The organism is Pseudomonas orientalis, from assembly GCF_001439815.1.
GTDB lineage: Bacteria > Pseudomonadota > Gammaproteobacteria > Pseudomonadales > Pseudomonadaceae > Aquipseudomonas > Aquipseudomonas orientalis.
On sequence record NZ_JYLM01000009.1, the window covers coordinates 12,586 to 27,024 of the forward strand.

Sequence of the window (14,439 nt, forward strand, 5' to 3'; positions counted from 1 at the left end):
CTCTATCTGCTCCGTCCCAGTTCTATCGAGCGAGCGCAGGCTTTTTTAAGACCTTCTATAATGGTGTTTTGCACTCCTTTAAGATTAAAGTTATCAATTGCTCTGGCAGTCGTTCCCCCCGGTGTCATAACCTTTTCACATAAATTTATCGCTGGCTCCTTGCATTGTTCTAACGTTGCCGTACTTCCGCGCAGTATTTGCAGGGTTATAGAGGCAGCGCTTGATCTGTCGAAACCAGCCGCTACAGCGTATTCAGTGAAGGCTTCGGCAAAATACGCTATATAAGCCGGACCGCCCCCGACCAGAGCGGTGGCGCTGTCGAGCAATGTCTCATCTTTTACTGCGAGCGAATTGCCAAGCTTCGAAAGAAGCTCGTTAACGATAATCGTTGCTGACATGATGATCCCCTCCGGCACGATTACGCTGTTGGGTTGGCTAAAACGTCAGCTTTGTGCGGAATCGGATCTATATCAAATCTTTGGCTTCCTAAAATCATGTAGGACGTTTCTGGTGATTTCAGGTTCAACGGCCCAGTCTCCGGAGCCGGGCGGACATCCTGTCTTATACCAGCAGCACTCTCATGCACTCATCCACGGAACGCTGCTGCGTCTCGCCATACAGCTGCAACTCGTCAAGCGTGCAGCGGCCCAGCGCCTGCTCGAACTCTGTCCTGTTTGAATGGGCCGCATAGTGGCTCTGCGCGGTATCGCCCAGGTTGGACTGGAAGATCCCGGCTGCGCTTACCGGCAGGAAGTCCTCGTACACCAGCGGTTCCACCTCCACGTGCCCTGCGCTGAGCAATGCCTGCAGCGTGCGCGGCTGGTCGGGCTGGCCGCGGGCCGCGAGGCCTTGTGCGCTGGGGAAATAGCGAAAGTAGGCCAGGCCTTGCTCGCGCATCTGCGCGTGGTTGTCCGGGAACGCCTGGAAGTGTTGCTCCATCAATTGCTCGTAGCGCGCGGCATTGGCCTCGTTGGGGAACGCGCCGAGTTCATCGCGGGTGGCATTGAGCAACTGGTCGTACAGGGCGCGGCCCTTGGGCGTAAGCGCGACGCCGCGTTGCTCGATTTCACCGAAGCGCGCGCTGTGGCTGCCCTGGGCATCGGTAAAGGCAATGGGTTCGTCGAGCGCCTTGAAGCTGGTCTGGCGCAGCAGGATCGGGCAATGGCGTCGCGGTGGGCCTTCAATCACGGCCTTGGGGGTGATGCCGTGGGCGGGCATGGCGGCCTGTACCTGATCGATGTCCAGGGTGCGCGGGGTGAGGTGGTTGATATGCGGGCCCTTGAAAGCCACGACGTCGGCGATCAGGCGATGCTGGTCGCTGAGTTGCCGATACTGTTCGGCCGTGACGGTGGCGTTGTGGTGCCAGCGAAAGGTCTCCAGCGCCTGGCGGATAAAAGCCTGGGCATCGTCAGCATCGAGGCCGCTGTCGGTTTCGGCCTGTTCGATCAATGCCAAGGCGCCGGGGGTGAAGATCGAGCGTTTGGCCAGGGCGGTTTCGGCGAAGCTGCGCAACGCGGGGTTTTCGATCAGTTCCAGGCGCAGTAACGAGGTGAACACGCGAAACGGGCTGGCTTGCAGCGACTGCTCATGCACGGCGCGAAAGGCGGTTGAATGCACCGGCACGCCAGCGGGTGTCAGGTCGTAATAGCCCACCGGTTGCATGCCCATGACGGCAAACAGGCGGCTGATGGTCGCCAGTTCGGCGGCGGTGCCCAGGCGGATCGCACCGTGGCGCTCCATGCCCAGGCGCTGGATCTCGCCGGTGCGGCGCAGGTGCTCGGCCAGGCCCTGGTCGCCCTCCAGCACCCGCGCATTGGTCTGCGCCACCAGTTCCAGCAGCGACCCGTACAACGGAACTTCATCCCGATACATGTCGGACATGGCCCTGGAAAAGCCCTTGCGGATCTCGTCGGGGCTGACATGGGCAGTGGCGGGCATAGAAAAATTCCTGAAGGCGGTGATGATAAAAGTGGCCGTTTCCCGATTTTGTTGAGCGCCACGCCGGCTTGCAAACGAAGAATCCTCTGGACTTCATTCTGCAAATGAATGAGATGACGTGCATATGACAAAAATCAGCCGCGCTGAAATTTCATATTCGTGCGCTTTTCCTAACTAATTCTTCACGGAGCCCGCCCCGGCCGGCGTGAAAGAATCGTCACGTTTGCAGGGATGAAAACGTCGTTTCGCACATCGCTCACATAAAAAAATATTCAGGGGCCGTCGTTAATGAAAATTTCTACACTGGCGTTGTCCATCGGCGCCGCCGTACTTGCACAACAGGCCTACGCCGATGATTTCGGCCTTGGCTCGCTCGGCACCGGCAACGGGCACAGCGGCTTTCTCGAAGACAGCCATGCGGCCGTCAGCTCGCGAACCATGTACTACAGCGCGGACAACCGCTCGGGCAGCAATAACGACCTGCGCGAAGCCGCGACCCTGCTGCGTTTTGACTATAAATCAGGCTATACCCAGGGCACCCTGGGCGTCGGCTTTGACGTCATGGCCTTCGGTGCCTTGCGCCTGGACGGCGGCGATGGGCATACCGCAGGGCCGGGCCTTGCCGGCAACGGCAACAGCTTCTTCCCGACCAGAAACAACGGCACCGAGCCTGCCGATTCTTTCGGACGCGCTGCGGGTAACGTCAAATTTCGTATCTCCCAGACGGAGTTGCACGTCGGCGGCGGCCTGGCGCCGGTGTTGCCGATCCTGGTTTCCAACGACAGCCGTGTAGCGCCGCAGACCTTTGACGGCGGCATCCTTACCTCCAACGACATCCCCAATGTCACCTTGACCGGCGGTGAGTTGAATCGCGTCGAGGGCCGCGCCTCCAGCAACTCCACGGGGTTGAGCGTGGCCGGTGGTACACGGGACAGCGACAGCTTCAAGTTCGGCGGCGTGGACTACAAGCCGTTTGGTGCTTCCGACAACGTCGTCGCGAAAAACCTGACGTTGCAGTACTACTACGCGCAACTGCAGGACTTCTACAAACAGAACTACGTGGGCCTGGTCCATGTGCTGCCGCTGGGCAACGACCAATCCTTCAAGACCGACCTGCGCTACTTTGACAGCCGCAGCGATGGCAAGAACGGCGAGAGCGGTTACCAGTTCAACAACAATGGCGGCTATGCCCGGCATGCCAACGAGGTGGACAACAAAACCTACAGCGCCGCCTTCACCTACCAACTGGGCGGCAGCAGCCTGATGCTCGGTCATATTGGCGTGGGTGACGACGGCGGTTTTGTGTGGGTCAACCAGGGCAGCCTTGCCGATCCCCACGCCCAGGGCGCCGGTGGCAGCGACTTCTACCTGTTTACCGATGCGGTGGTCGGGCAGTTCTCCCGTGCCGGCGAGCAGGTCAACTTTGGCCAGTATGCGTATGACTTCAAGGCCTACGTACCGGGCCTGAAAGCCTCGGTTGCCTACCTCAACGGCAGCGATATCAAATCCAAGGTCGCTGGTGGCCCTGATCAGAAAGAAAACGAAACCGATTTCCGTCTGGACTACGTGGTGCAAGCCGGCCCTCTCAAAGGCTTTGGGACCACCTTGCGCACCGGCACCTACCATGGCAAAAACACCGGCACCGCCGACCAGGACCAGACCCGCCTGATCTTCAACTACACATACGCCATCTTCTAAGTCTTCATGTGCATCCGGGCGTCATTGGGTTCTACACTGCTGCTCATCCGGCAGGCGATGGAGGACTCAATGACGGCCACACCCACACACCCGATACTCGACACCCTCGAAGGCCAGCGCCTGGCGACGGCGGATGCCGAGCGCTGGCGCGAGTGGGGACCGTACCTGAGTGAACGTCAATGGGGCACCGTGCGCGAGGACTACAGCGCCGACGGCGACGCCTGGGCCTATTTCCCCCATGAACATGCACGCAGCCGCGCCTACCGTTGGGGCGAGGATGGCCTGGCCGGTTTCAGCGACAAGGCGCAACGCTGGTGCCTGGGCCTGGCGCTATGGAATGAGCGCGACGCGATCCTCAAGGAGCGCCTGTTCGGCCTCGACAACACCGAGGGCAATCACGGGGAGGACGTCAAGGAGCTGTACTTTTTCGTCGATGGCGTGCCGAGCCATGCCTACATGCGCATGCTCTACAAATATCCCCATGCGGCGTTTCCCTACGCCGACCTGATCGCAGAAAACGCCCGTCGCGGGTTGGATGACACCGAGTATGAAATCCTTGATACCGGTGTGTTCGACGACAACCGCTACTGCGACGTCAGCGTTGAGTACGCCAAGCATCAACCCGACGATATTTTCATGCGCATCACCGTGCACAACCGTTCGGAGCAACCGACGCGCCTGCAGGTGCTGCCCCAGCTGTGGGCACGTAATGACTGGAGCTGGACCTTCGACGCGCCCAGGCCCGGCCTGAGCCTGGACGGCGACCGCGTGCTGGCCCGTCACCATGAGCTGGACGATCGCCATCTCAGCGCCTGGGGCCAGGACGGTGTGGAATGGCTGTTCTGCGAAAACCAGACCAACCTCCCCAGGCTGGGTGGACCGTCGGCACCGGGGCCGTTCAAGGACGGCATCAACGACTACGTGGTGGGCGGTGTTCAAGACGCGATTCGCCATGACTCAGGCACCAAGGTTGCCGCGCGGTTCTGCCTGGAGCTGGCGGGGCAGGCGCGCAAAATCCTGTACCTGCGCTTTGCCCCTGCGAACGCGCCCCAGGTCAACGCGCGCAAACTGTTCGAGCAACGCCGTCAGGAGGCCGACGACTTCTATGCGGCCCTGCAACGCGGGATCGCCGACGACGACGCACGCAATGTACAGCGCCAGGCCCTGGCCGGTTTGTTGTGGTCCAAGCAGCTGTACTATTTCGACGTCAACCAGTGGCTCGACGGCGACCCGACCCAGCCTGCGCCGCCGCCCGAGCGCCTGCACAAGCGCAATAGCCTTTGGCGGCACCTGTCCAACTTCGACATTCTGTCCATGCCCGATACCTGGGAGTACCCGTGGTACGCGTCCTGGGACCAGGGCTTCCAGGCCGTGGCAATGGCGCTGATTGATCCGGGGTATGCCAAGCAACAGTTATTGTTGCTGGTTAAAGATCGCTTTATGCACCCCAATGGCCAGCTGCCTGCGTATGAATGGCGTTTCGACGACGCCAACCCGCCGGTACACGCCTGGGCCAGTTGGCGCGTGTATCAGCAGGACAAGGCGCTGACCGGCGTGGGCGACATGGACTTTTTGGAGCGGATTTTCCACAAGCTGCTGCTGAATTTTTCCTGGTGGGTCAACCGTAAGGACGCCGAGGGCCGCAACCTGTTCCAGGGTGGGTTCCTCGGCCTGGACAATATTGCCTTGTTCGACCGCTCGGCCCCGCTGCCTGCGGGTTACCAACTGGACCAGGCCGACGGCACCGCATGGGTCGCGGCGTACGCCCTGGACCTGATGCGCATCGGGCTGGAGCTGGCCAAGCGCAATGTCGTGTACGTGGACATTGCGGTGAAGTTCTTTGAGCACTTCCTGTACATCGCCGGCGCGATCAACCGCGTGGACGACAGCGCCGAAGGCTTGTGGGATGAGCAGGACCAGTTCTTCTACGATGTGCTGCACCGCCCGGACGGCCAGAGCGAACCGGTGCGCCTGCGCTCCATCGTCGGCCTGATGCCATTGTTTGCCGTGTTGGTGCTGGAACAGCGCGAGCACGAAGGGCTGCAAGGCCTGCGTGAGCGACTGCTGGGTTTTATGAAACACCGGCCGGACCTTGCCAAGCTGGTGTCGCGCTGGAACGAACCGGGGCAGGGCAACCGCCTGTTGCTCGCCTTGCTGCGTGGCGAGCGCACCAAGGACCTGCTGCGGCGCATGCTCGATGATCATGAGTTTCTGTCGACGTTTGGCGTGCGCTCGTTATCCAAGGCCTTTGCCGAACACCCTCTGGCGCTGAAGATGAACGGCGACACCCTGTGTGCGCGCTACCAGCCCGGCGAGTCCGACTCACGCTTGTACGGCGGCAACTCCAATTGGCGCGGGCCGTTGTGGATGCCGGTGAACTACATGCTGATCGAATCGCTGCGCGAGTTTCACCGCTACTACGCGGATAATTTCTCGGTGGAGTACCCCACGGGCAGCGGCTATCTGGCGTCCCTTGAGGAAGTGGCAAACAGCCTCAGCCAGCGCCTCACGCGCTTGGTTCTACGCGATGAAAATGGCCTGCGCCCTTCGATGGCGGGGTATGCGCAATTGGAAGCGGACCCGGCCAGTCGCGATCTGGTGTTGTTCCATGAGTATTTCCACGGCGAAACCGGGCGTGGCCTGGGGGCGTCGCATCAGACGGGGTGGAGTGCGTTGGTGGCATTGTTGCTGCAGCCGAAAAGCTGAGCCGCACTGACTCGCTTTTCTGTGGAAGCTGGCTTGCCTGCGAGATAGCAGGCAAAAAATCCCGCCACCAAAAGGCTTGAGTCAGGTAGATTCGCCGGCCTTACCCTTACAAGGATGTAGATCATGGCAAACCGCGCCATCGTTTCAAGCCCTGCCAACCTGCTGGGCGCATTGCTGGTCAGTGCCGCTGCGTTGCTCGCCTGCCTGCCGGTTGGCAGCGCCGGTGCGCAGGAGCTGAGGGCAATGTGCCTGGCATGCGATGTCGGCTTTGCGACCGATGCGACTAAATGGGTCAAGAACGGCATGTACCGTCTTGACGCAGTGACGCTGACGGATGACGAAAAGGAGATGGGTGCAGAAGCCGACGAGAAACGCAAAATGACCCGGATCAAACCTTTGGTTCTGGGCATTGATGAAAATGATGCGTTGGTTCAGGCAAGCGTAGACGCAATCGATGCCATGGGTAATTCCGGACGCGATAGCACTGTGTTGGAGCAGCAGTGGCCCGACCTGACTCGTCGTGCGCGATACGCGTACAGTCTTTTTATGGCTGAAGATCAACCTGTGGACTTTTATAAAGTCTATGTGCGGGTAGGTCGCAATCAATACATGGTGACGGTTGGCCGGGACGTGGAGAGCGGCGAATTCAAGATGAGACCTGGCCATTGGCGGTTCCTCAATGAATACGGCAACCCGGGTTCGCCAGAAGAAGTGGCGCAGTTTAAAAAAGTCGAAGCCGCTGCTCGGCGTTGATAACGAGGCTTGGGCCAGAAATGAAAAATCCCGCCGGAAGGCGTAATACCGTTCAGTTAAGCGCATATCGCCCTCTGTAGGAGCGAGCTTGCTCGCGAAAAACGTCAACGATAACGCGTGCTTCCTGATTGAACGCGGCGCCTGTGAGTTTTTCGCGAGCAAGCCCGCTCCTACAAAAAACCTTAACTGAACGGCATTACGCCGGAAGGCGGGATTTTTTTGAGCGCGGCGTTATCAGGCCGGGAACAGCTCGCTCAGCTTCATCGCCAGCATCATGTCGCCTTCGGTGCGCAGTTTGCCGCCCATGAAGGCCTGCATGCCGTCGGTGGAACCGTCGACGATGCCTTCCAGGGTTTCGCTGTCCATGACCAGGGTCACTTGGGCGTCCGGGTTTTCGCCTTCCTGCAGCGAGCAGGTCTTGTCCTTGACCACCAGCGAGAAGTTCTTGGTGTCGTCGATACGGAAACCGAATACCAGGTCCAGGCCTTCGGCAGCGCTTGGGTTGAATTTGGCTTTCATTGCTTCTACGGCTTTAGCTACGTCAGTCATGGTTTCGATCCTTTGGGGTAGAGTCCAGTGACCTTGGGGTCACGGTTGGCCGCAGCTCATCGGAAAGTGATGAGCTGCGGCGCCTTCAACAGCTGCAAGTGGGCATGACTGTTGAAGGAAGCCAGCGCCACCTCGCGACCACGGAATTTCAGCTGGTTGAGCGAGGTGTTAACAATTTGCCAGTTCAGTTCGAACGCCTGGGCGACCGGCATTCGGGTAATCAGGTGGAGCAGGGCGGTGATGGTGCCGCCGGAGGTGAACACGGCGATCCTGTGGGAGTTGTCGGCGGCTTCAAGGATGCGCTGCAAGCCGGCCTCGACGCGCTCGACAAACCCCCGCCAGCTTTCCAGCCCTGGTGGGTCGTAGGTGCCGGTCAGCCAGCGCTCGATGATCAGGGCGAAGATGCGCTGGAATTCGCTGCGGTTCTGCGCGCCGTTGCGCAGGACGTGCATGGCGTTGGGTTCGGCGCCCAGCAGATCGGGGAGCAGGCCGCGAATGATTGCCTCGCCGTCGAATTCATTGAATGCGCTGTCGATTTCCAGGGGCGGCACCGGCAGGCCGAGGGCGCTGTATTGATCGAGCGCGGCGGTGGCGGTGTGCTGCTGGCGGCGCAGATCACCCGACAGGCAGCGATCGAATGTCAGCCCCAGGTCGGCCAGGTGGCGACCGAGTACCTGGGCCTGTTCCACACCGACGGGCGACAGGACGTCATAGTCGTCTGCACCGAAGGAGGCCTGGCCATGTCGAATCAGATAAATGCTGCCCACGTCCGTTTTCCCGGTACGTTGAAAGTCTGGCGAGGTTATGAGGATGCCTGCGAGCTGTCAATGAAAAAACATACGCTTGTTTTAAAAGCCCGTTAGAGGTGCGCTGCTGGCGGTTTGGGCACTGGTCCGCGGGCATTGGCGCCGGTATGCTGGGCCATCCGCGCCTGGCGCAGTGCATTCTTAAGGAGACATATGGATTTTTTGGCCGAATATGCGAGCTTTCTGGCGAAGACCGTCACCCTGGTGGTCGCTATTCTGGTGGTGCTGATCAGCTTCGCGGCCCTGCGCAGCAAAGGGCGTCGTAAAGCCGCCGGCCAGTTGCAGGTCAGCAAGCTGAATGATTTCTACAAGGGCCTGCGCGAGCGCCTGGAATCGAGCCTGCTCGACAAGGACCAGCTCAAGGCCCTGCGCAAAGCCGAAAGCAAGGCCGACAAAAAGCAGGGCAAGCACAAGCCCGAGGCCAAGCCGCGGGTGTTCGTGCTGGATTTCGACGGTGACATCAAGGCCTCGGCCACCGAGAGCCTGCGCCATGAAATCACTGCATTGCTGAGCCTGGCCACCCCCAAGGACGAAGTGGTGCTGCGCCTGGAAAGCGGCGGCGGCATGGTGCACAGCTACGGCCTGGCGTCGTCGCAACTGGCGCGTATCCGCCAGGCGGGCGTGCCGTTGACCGTGTGCATCGACAAGGTCGCGGCCAGCGGCGGCTACATGATGGCGTGCATCGGCGAGAAGATCATCAGCGCCCCGTTCGCCATCCTCGGCTCCATTGGGGTGGTGGCGCAGTTGCCCAACGTCAACCGCCTGCTGAAAAAGCACGATATCGACTTCGAGGTGCTGACCGCCGGCGAGTACAAGCGCACCCTGACGGTGTTTGGCGAGAACACCGAGAAGGGCCGCGAAAAGTTCCAGGAAGATCTGGACATCACTCACCAGCTGTTCAAGAACTTCGTTTCGCGTTATCGCCCGCAGCTGGCGATTGACGAAGTCGCCACCGGAGAAGTGTGGTTGGGTGTGGCCGCCCTCGACAAGCAATTGGTCGATGAGCTGCAGACCAGCGACGAATACCTGGCGACCAAAGCCAAAACCGCCGAGGTGTTCCACCTGCACTATGCCGAGCGTAAGAGCCTGCAGGAGCGTGTAGGGCTGGCAGCCAGTGGTTCGGTGGATCGGGTGCTGTTGACTTGGTGGAGCCGGCTGACCCAGCAGCGGTTCTGGTAATCCACTTCTGAAAAAACCGGTGAACCCATGTGGGTGGGGGGTTTGCTCCCGATAGCGGTATATCAGCCAATATTTATGTCGCTGAACCACCGCGATCGGGGGCAAGCCCCCTCCCACATTCGGGCTCGGTTCGACTGACCAACCGCCTAGAGCACCCCGGAATATTTTACCGCCGCCGCCGCCCGCGACGTCACCTTCAAGCTGCGCAGCAACGACGACACATGAATGCGCACGGTAAACGGCGAGATAGCCAGCGCCTTGCCGATTTCCTTGTTGGTCTTGCCCTGTGCAATCAGGCGCAGCACGTCCTGCTGGCGGGGGGTGAGGGTATGGGTGTCCAGCGGCAGCAGGCCGGAGGGCGCGAACCTGACCAGCACTTCACCGCTGCGGATCGCCAGCAGCGCCTGGCCGATCTCGTCGGGGGCGATGTTCTTGCCGATAAAGCCGTCGACGCCCAGGGCCATGACCTGTTCGATCAGTGCCGGATCATCCACCATCGATACAACGATCAACGTGGTGCGCCGCAGTTGCCGGCGCAAGTCGGCGAGCTGGCTTATGCAGGTCAGACCGGGAAAGCGCAGGTCGAGGATCAGGGTGTCGATGTCGGTTGGGTCAAGCAGCAACCCACGCACCGCATCCAGGTCGCCGGCTTCCTGTAACCGGGCCTCGGGCAGCAGGCGTTGCACGGTGCGCGCCATGGCTTCGCGAAACATCGGGTGGTCGTCGGCGATGATGATCCGGCCGTTCATGGTGAGCTCCTTGCTGGGGCATGGCTGTGCTTTACTATCGGGTTCAATCCCCGCTTCGCTCGTACAGAGGGCCAAGGCTATGACAACAAGGACGTAACCCATGGGTCTCAAGACCAACTCCGAACTCGACCAGGCTAACCTGCGCATCGTGGTGGCAACTATCGCCATTGTGTATATAGGCGTGCTGGGCTTTTTGCCCGGGCATTCGCTGGACACCTACCTGCCGGTGGTCCTGTATATCTTCCTGTTTTTGCTGGCGTCCATTGCCTTGCGCCAGGTGATCGCTCGCTGGCCTGGGCATTATCCGGCGCGGCGGATCTTCGGCATGCTTCACGACTACACCGGCACGTCGTTCGGCCTGGTGGTGGGCGGTGAGGCGGCGTTGCCGCTGTATGCGGTGATGGTGTGGGTCAACCTGGGCAACGGCATGCGCTATGGGTCGCGCTACCTGGCGATTGCCACAGGGCTGGCGTTGCTGGCGCTGTTGGTCGTGTACCAGCTCACGCCGTGGTGGCAAGCACAGCCGTTCGTGGTGCTGATGCTGATGATCACCAGCACGGTGATTCCGATATACGCGCACATCCTGCTGGAGCGCACGCGCAAAGCCTCCGAAGAGGCCATCGCCGCCAACCTGGAAAAGTCCCGGTTTCTTGCCCAGGCCAGCCATGACCTGCGCCAGCCGATCCACTCCATCGGTCTGTTCACCGCCTGCCTGCGCGAAGCCCGCCTGGGCAATGAGGAGCGGCGGCTGGTGGACAATATCGATCGCTCGCTGCTCAACGTGTCGCAGTTGTTCCGTTCCATCCTCGACCTCTACACCCTGGACAACGGTCGTCTGCTGCCCAAATACCAAGTGATTGACCTGGGCGATTTTCTCGCCGACCAGGTGCGCCAGAACGCTGAAGCCGCACGCTGGGCGGGCGTGACGTTGCGCTTGCGACCTTGCGCCCACTGGGTATTGGTGGATCCGGGAATGCTGGCGACCATGGTGCAAAACCTGCTCTCCAATTGCTTCAAGTATGGCGCGCAACGGCCAGTGCTGATCGGTGTGCGTATTCGCGATCACCGCTTGGTGGTAGAGGTGCATGACCAGGGGCAGGGGATTGCAGGGGAGCATCTGGCCAAGGTCTTCGAAGAGTTTTATCGCGTGCGCCAACTGCGCGACAAGGACGTCGAAGGCGTTGGCCTGGGGTTGTCCATCGTCAAGCGCCTGGGGCAATTGATGGGGCTGCAGGTGAGCCTGCGTTCGCGGGTGGGCCGTGGCACGTCGGTAAGTCTGCACGGCCTGACCCTGGCCACTGCGCCGGCTCAACCGGCATCGCGTGACGACGCACGCCAGGCCGGCCTGCTCACCGGTTTGAAAGTGTGTCTGGTCGAAGATGATCACAATGTGCTGCTTGCCACCCAGGCCCTGCTCGAACGTTGGGGCTGCGAGGTGCAGGCCGAGTCCACGGGACAGGGCTTGGTCAGCGACTGCGACATCATCGTCGCCGACTACGACCTGGGCAACCACGCCACCGGCATCGAATGCATCGACCACCTGCGCCGGCAGCGTGGCTGGGCGGTGCCGGCGCTGATCCTCACCGGGCACGATGTGGATAAAATCCAGGCCGCGTTGCACGACCGTCAGATCGCCATTCTGTCCAAACCGGTCCGCCCTGCCGAATTACGCGGTAGGTTGCGTGACCTCAGCCAGGAAAAAATTACTGTATGAACGGCGTCATCGCGTTGCCACGCGCGCCCTTGGGTTGACACATGGCGTTGGGTTTTACAAGGCCAAAACTCCCGACTGCCATAATTGCTCCACCCACCCCACTTGAGAGCACGCAGTTATAGTCACCGGACGCGGTGGTCGCGATGTAATAGGTCGTCATCGAGTCGCTTCGCACATTGGAGATACGCTTGACGGGCTCACCCAGATTGGTCTCCGACAGCGTCTTGAGGCGATCTTCGGTGGGCTTGATATTGCTGCAACCGGCCACGCTGATGATCAAGGCGCCGAGTACGGCAAGGCGAGTAACGCAGGAGTGGAGTTTCATGGTGCTTCTTCCTTGGGTTTGTTTTGGTTTTTCCAGCGCGCAACGACCCCTCGCGCATCGAATGCGCGGTGTTGGCTGAGCGTTGGAAGTGGCGGGGAATATAGCGCCGGGGGAGGGGCGGGTCGATTAGCACACATGGGCTAATGGCACACTGAGGTCATGGAAGGAGAGTGTTTTGTTGCAGATAAAACGAGCTACGCCAGATGACGCCGACAGCGCATTTGAGATTCGTCGTGAGGCCATTCTCGGCCAGTGCATCGGCGCCTACACCGCCGAGCAAATGGCGCTCTGGACGCGTGGCAGCGCGAGTGATGGTTACAGCGTGCTGATGGAAAAACGCTTCTATCTGGGCTGCGTGAACGGTGAGCCAGTCGCCACCGGCATGCTTGATCTTGCCAATAATGAAGTCGGCGCCTTGTTCGTACGCCCCGCATTTACTGGGCGGGGGTATGGCAAGGCCATGCTCGACCATCTGGAGAACGTCGCGCGTCATATCGCACTAGAAGAGGTGGTGCTGGATGCGACGCTCAATGCGGTGAGTTTCTACAGGGCGTGCGGGTATGTCGGGGATGAGCAGGCGATGTATCGCTCGCCGTCGGGGTTGGTGCTGGCGTGTGTGCCGATGGTGAAGCACCTGGGGCTCATGAGTGAGTCTTGAATCAAATGTAGGAGGGGGCTTGCCCAAATGTCAGTCAGTCAAGAGCAGATCCCCTGTGGGAGGGGGCTTGCCCCCGATAGCGGTGGGTCGACCAACATCAATATTTGCTGGGCCGACGTCTCGCGGGCAAGCCCCCTCCCACATTTCTGACCGAGTTCGATCTTCAATGCATCTTGCTATGGTCCATCCCATCCAGACCACGCGCTGGCGCCTTCACTTCGATGGTCTGCTCGGCGCCCTTGGCGTCTTTCACTGTCAGGGTCAGCGGCACCTGGTCGCCTTCCTTGATTTGGCCGGTCAGGCCCATCAGCATCACGTGGTAGCCATTGGGGTCGAGCGTGACGGCTTTGCCTGCGGGCAGGGCCACCGAGTCCACCGGGCCCATGCGCATCACGTCGTCCTTCATGCTCATTTCATGGATCTGCACGTCTTTGGCCACCGGCGAAGCCACGCGCAGCAACTGGCTGTCGCTGTCGGCGGTGACGGTCATGAACGCGCCGCTGGAAGGCTGGCCCGGCACGGTGGCGCGTACCCAGGCGTCGCTCACTTGCACCTGGGCGCTGGCGTGGGCGGCAAGGCCGAGCAGGGTGAGGCCGAAGGTGAAACGCTTGAGGTGTTGAACGGCAGTCATTAGCAGACCTCCATGACGGTGAGCAGGTCTTCTGCGCACTCTTTAGCGGTAAGGGACGCCTGCAAGCCAAGGCGCAGGTTGCCACGGGTATCGAACACAAAGCTGGTGGCGGTGTGGGACAGGGTGTAGGTATCGCCGGCGGGGATCTTTTCATAAAAGATCCCGAACTCCTTGGCGGCCACGGCGATTTCTTCCGGGGTGCCGTAGAGGGCTTCGAAGCTGGGGTCGAAGGCCTTGACGTATTTGTCGAGGATCTCGGGGGTATCGCGCTCGGGATCCAGGGTGATGAACACCACCTGCATGATTTCACCGTCGCGACCCATCAGCTTCTTTGCCTGGGCGGCGCGCGCCAGGGTGGTCGGGCAGACCGCCGGGCACTGGGTGAAGCCGAAGAACACCACGGGCATCAGGCCACGGTACGAGCTCAGGGTGACGGTTTCGCCGGCGGTGTTCTTGAGCTTGAAGGTGCGCCCCATGATCTTGTCACTGAGGTCCTTGCCGTACTTGAAATTCAGCTTGGGGCTGTAGTCACAGCCGCCCAGCAGGCTGCCCAGGCCCAACAGGCCCATGCCGGTCAGCACTTTGCGGCGGGTGAATAACGTACTCATCAACTGTGCATCCTGTGAACGCCTGATGGCTCTGGAGTTGCCCACCCGGCTTTGAAAAGGAGTAACGAGAAGGATGCAGAGTCTAGCAACCCCTGGGCCTGCGCGTAATCTGCGACGTTCTGCCA

Annotated in this window: 14 protein-coding genes; 6 read left to right on the top strand and 8 right to left on the bottom strand. The window is 60.6% G+C overall.

Annotation, left to right across the window (positions count from 1 at the left end):
* Nucleotides 1-2 precede the first annotated feature (2 nt).
* Together TU82_RS20655 and hglS are read right to left on the bottom strand one after the other, a co-directional pair.
* Entirely contained in the window at nucleotides 3-398 is a 396-nt protein-coding gene (locus TU82_RS20655; protein ID WP_057725073.1) for a pyrroline-5-carboxylate reductase family protein, read from the bottom strand.
* 163 nt (nucleotides 399-561) lie between these two features.
* A complete protein-coding gene (gene hglS / locus TU82_RS20660; protein ID WP_057725074.1) occupies nucleotides 562-1,938 on the bottom strand; it encodes a 2-oxoadipate dioxygenase/decarboxylase HglS in 1,377 nt (458 codons plus the stop codon).
* 288 nt (nucleotides 1,939-2,226) lie between these two features.
* Between hglS and TU82_RS20665 the strand changes: the two genes are divergently transcribed.
* From TU82_RS20665 to TU82_RS28720, 3 genes are all read left to right on the top strand, one after another.
* Nucleotides 2,227-3,636 carry an OprD family outer membrane porin gene (locus TU82_RS20665; protein ID WP_057725075.1) on the top strand — a complete coding sequence of 470 codons (1,410 nt, stop codon included), beginning with the start codon at nucleotides 2,227-2,229 and terminating at the stop codon, nucleotides 3,634-3,636.
* A gap of 69 nt (nucleotides 3,637-3,705) precedes the next feature.
* A complete protein-coding gene (locus tag TU82_RS20670) occupies nucleotides 3,706-6,342 on the top strand; it encodes an MGH1-like glycoside hydrolase domain-containing protein (protein WP_057725076.1) in 2,637 nt (878 codons plus the stop codon).
* Between the two features lie 123 nt (nucleotides 6,343-6,465).
* Nucleotides 6,466-7,095, top strand: coding sequence for a hypothetical protein (locus TU82_RS28720; protein WP_057725077.1), 630 nt, complete (start codon nucleotides 6,466-6,468; stop codon nucleotides 7,093-7,095).
* 234 nt (nucleotides 7,096-7,329) lie between these two features.
* Here the strand turns inward: TU82_RS28720 and TU82_RS20680 are convergent, their stop codons facing one another.
* Nucleotides 7,330-7,644 (bottom strand): SCP2 sterol-binding domain-containing protein, encoded by a 315-nt coding sequence (locus TU82_RS20680; protein ID WP_057725078.1) that lies wholly within the window; start codon nucleotides 7,642-7,644, stop codon nucleotides 7,330-7,332.
* A gap of 56 nt (nucleotides 7,645-7,700) precedes the next feature.
* Complete coding sequence (locus TU82_RS20685; protein WP_057725079.1) at nucleotides 7,701-8,411, bottom strand: histidine phosphatase family protein; 711 nt, start codon at nucleotides 8,409-8,411, stop codon at nucleotides 7,701-7,703.
* A 192-nt stretch (nucleotides 8,412-8,603) separates the two neighbouring features.
* Here TU82_RS20685 and sohB point away from each other — a divergent pair, with 192 nt between their 5' ends.
* On the top strand, nucleotides 8,604-9,629 hold the full coding sequence (gene sohB, locus TU82_RS20690; RefSeq protein ID WP_057725080.1) for a protease SohB: 1,026 nt from the start codon (nucleotides 8,604-8,606) through the stop codon (nucleotides 9,627-9,629).
* A 146-nt stretch (nucleotides 9,630-9,775) separates the two neighbouring features.
* Here the strand turns inward: sohB and TU82_RS20695 are convergent, their stop codons facing one another.
* A complete protein-coding gene (locus TU82_RS20695; protein WP_057725081.1) occupies nucleotides 9,776-10,378 on the bottom strand; it encodes a LuxR C-terminal-related transcriptional regulator in 603 nt (200 codons plus the stop codon).
* 100 nt (nucleotides 10,379-10,478) lie between these two features.
* On the opposite strand from TU82_RS20695, the gene TU82_RS20700 reads away from it, so the two are divergent.
* Nucleotides 10,479-12,092, top strand: a complete 1,614-nt coding sequence (locus TU82_RS20700; RefSeq protein WP_057725082.1) for an ATP-binding response regulator — start codon at nucleotides 10,479-10,481, stop codon at nucleotides 12,090-12,092.
* Here TU82_RS20700 and TU82_RS20705 read toward each other — a convergent pair.
* Nucleotides 12,082-12,417: a hypothetical protein gene (locus TU82_RS20705; RefSeq protein WP_057725083.1), complete on the bottom strand. Its 336-nt coding sequence runs from the start codon at nucleotides 12,415-12,417 to the stop codon at nucleotides 12,082-12,084. The genes TU82_RS20700 and TU82_RS20705 overlap by 11 nt on opposite strands.
* A 175-nt stretch (nucleotides 12,418-12,592) precedes the next feature.
* Here TU82_RS20705 and TU82_RS20710 point away from each other — a divergent pair, with 175 nt between their 5' ends.
* Nucleotides 12,593-13,075: a GNAT family N-acetyltransferase gene (locus TU82_RS20710; RefSeq protein ID WP_057725084.1), complete on the top strand. Its 483-nt coding sequence runs from the start codon at nucleotides 12,593-12,595 to the stop codon at nucleotides 13,073-13,075.
* Nucleotides 13,076-13,238: 163 nt separating this feature from the next.
* On the opposite strand, the gene TU82_RS20715 is transcribed toward TU82_RS20710, so the two are convergent.
* Both TU82_RS20715 and TU82_RS20720 read right to left on the bottom strand, forming a co-directional pair.
* Nucleotides 13,239-13,706 (bottom strand): copper chaperone PCu(A)C, encoded by a 468-nt coding sequence (locus TU82_RS20715; protein WP_057725085.1) that lies wholly within the window; start codon nucleotides 13,704-13,706, stop codon nucleotides 13,239-13,241.
* The gene (locus tag TU82_RS20720; protein ID WP_049712821.1) at nucleotides 13,706-14,314 is read right to left on the bottom strand and encodes an SCO family protein; all 609 of its coding nucleotides are present in this window, start codon (nucleotides 14,312-14,314) and stop codon (nucleotides 13,706-13,708) included. The genes TU82_RS20715 and TU82_RS20720 overlap by 1 nt, the downstream gene beginning before the upstream one ends.
* Nucleotides 14,315-14,439: the final 125 nt, after the last annotated feature.

Coding starts and splice junctions, on each gene's coding strand:
- TU82_RS20700 (WP_057725082.1), top strand. CDS start 10,479: ATGGGTCTCAAGACCAACTCCGAACTCGACCAGGCTAACCTGCGCATC.
- TU82_RS20715 (WP_057725085.1), bottom strand. CDS start 13,706: ATGACTGCCGTTCAACACCTCAAGCGTTTCACCTTCGGCCTCACCCTG.
- TU82_RS20695 (WP_057725081.1), bottom strand. CDS start 10,378: ATGAACGGCCGGATCATCATCGCCGACGACCACCCGATGTTTCGCGAA.
- TU82_RS28720 (WP_057725077.1), top strand. CDS start 6,466: ATGGCAAACCGCGCCATCGTTTCAAGCCCTGCCAACCTGCTGGGCGCA.
- TU82_RS20665 (WP_057725075.1), top strand. CDS start 2,227: ATGAAAATTTCTACACTGGCGTTGTCCATCGGCGCCGCCGTACTTGCA.
- sohB (WP_057725080.1), top strand. CDS start 8,604: ATGGATTTTTTGGCCGAATATGCGAGCTTTCTGGCGAAGACCGTCACC.
- TU82_RS20720 (WP_049712821.1), bottom strand. CDS start 14,314: ATGAGTACGTTATTCACCCGCCGCAAAGTGCTGACCGGCATGGGCCTG.
- TU82_RS20680 (WP_057725078.1), bottom strand. CDS start 7,644: ATGACTGACGTAGCTAAAGCCGTAGAAGCAATGAAAGCCAAATTCAAC.
- TU82_RS20670 (WP_057725076.1), top strand. CDS start 3,706: ATGACGGCCACACCCACACACCCGATACTCGACACCCTCGAAGGCCAG.
- TU82_RS20705 (WP_057725083.1), bottom strand. CDS start 12,417: ATGAAACTCCACTCCTGCGTTACTCGCCTTGCCGTACTCGGCGCCTTG.
- TU82_RS20655 (WP_057725073.1), bottom strand. CDS start 398: ATGTCAGCAACGATTATCGTTAACGAGCTTCTTTCGAAGCTTGGCAAT.
- hglS (WP_057725074.1), bottom strand. CDS start 1,938: ATGCCCGCCACTGCCCATGTCAGCCCCGACGAGATCCGCAAGGGCTTT.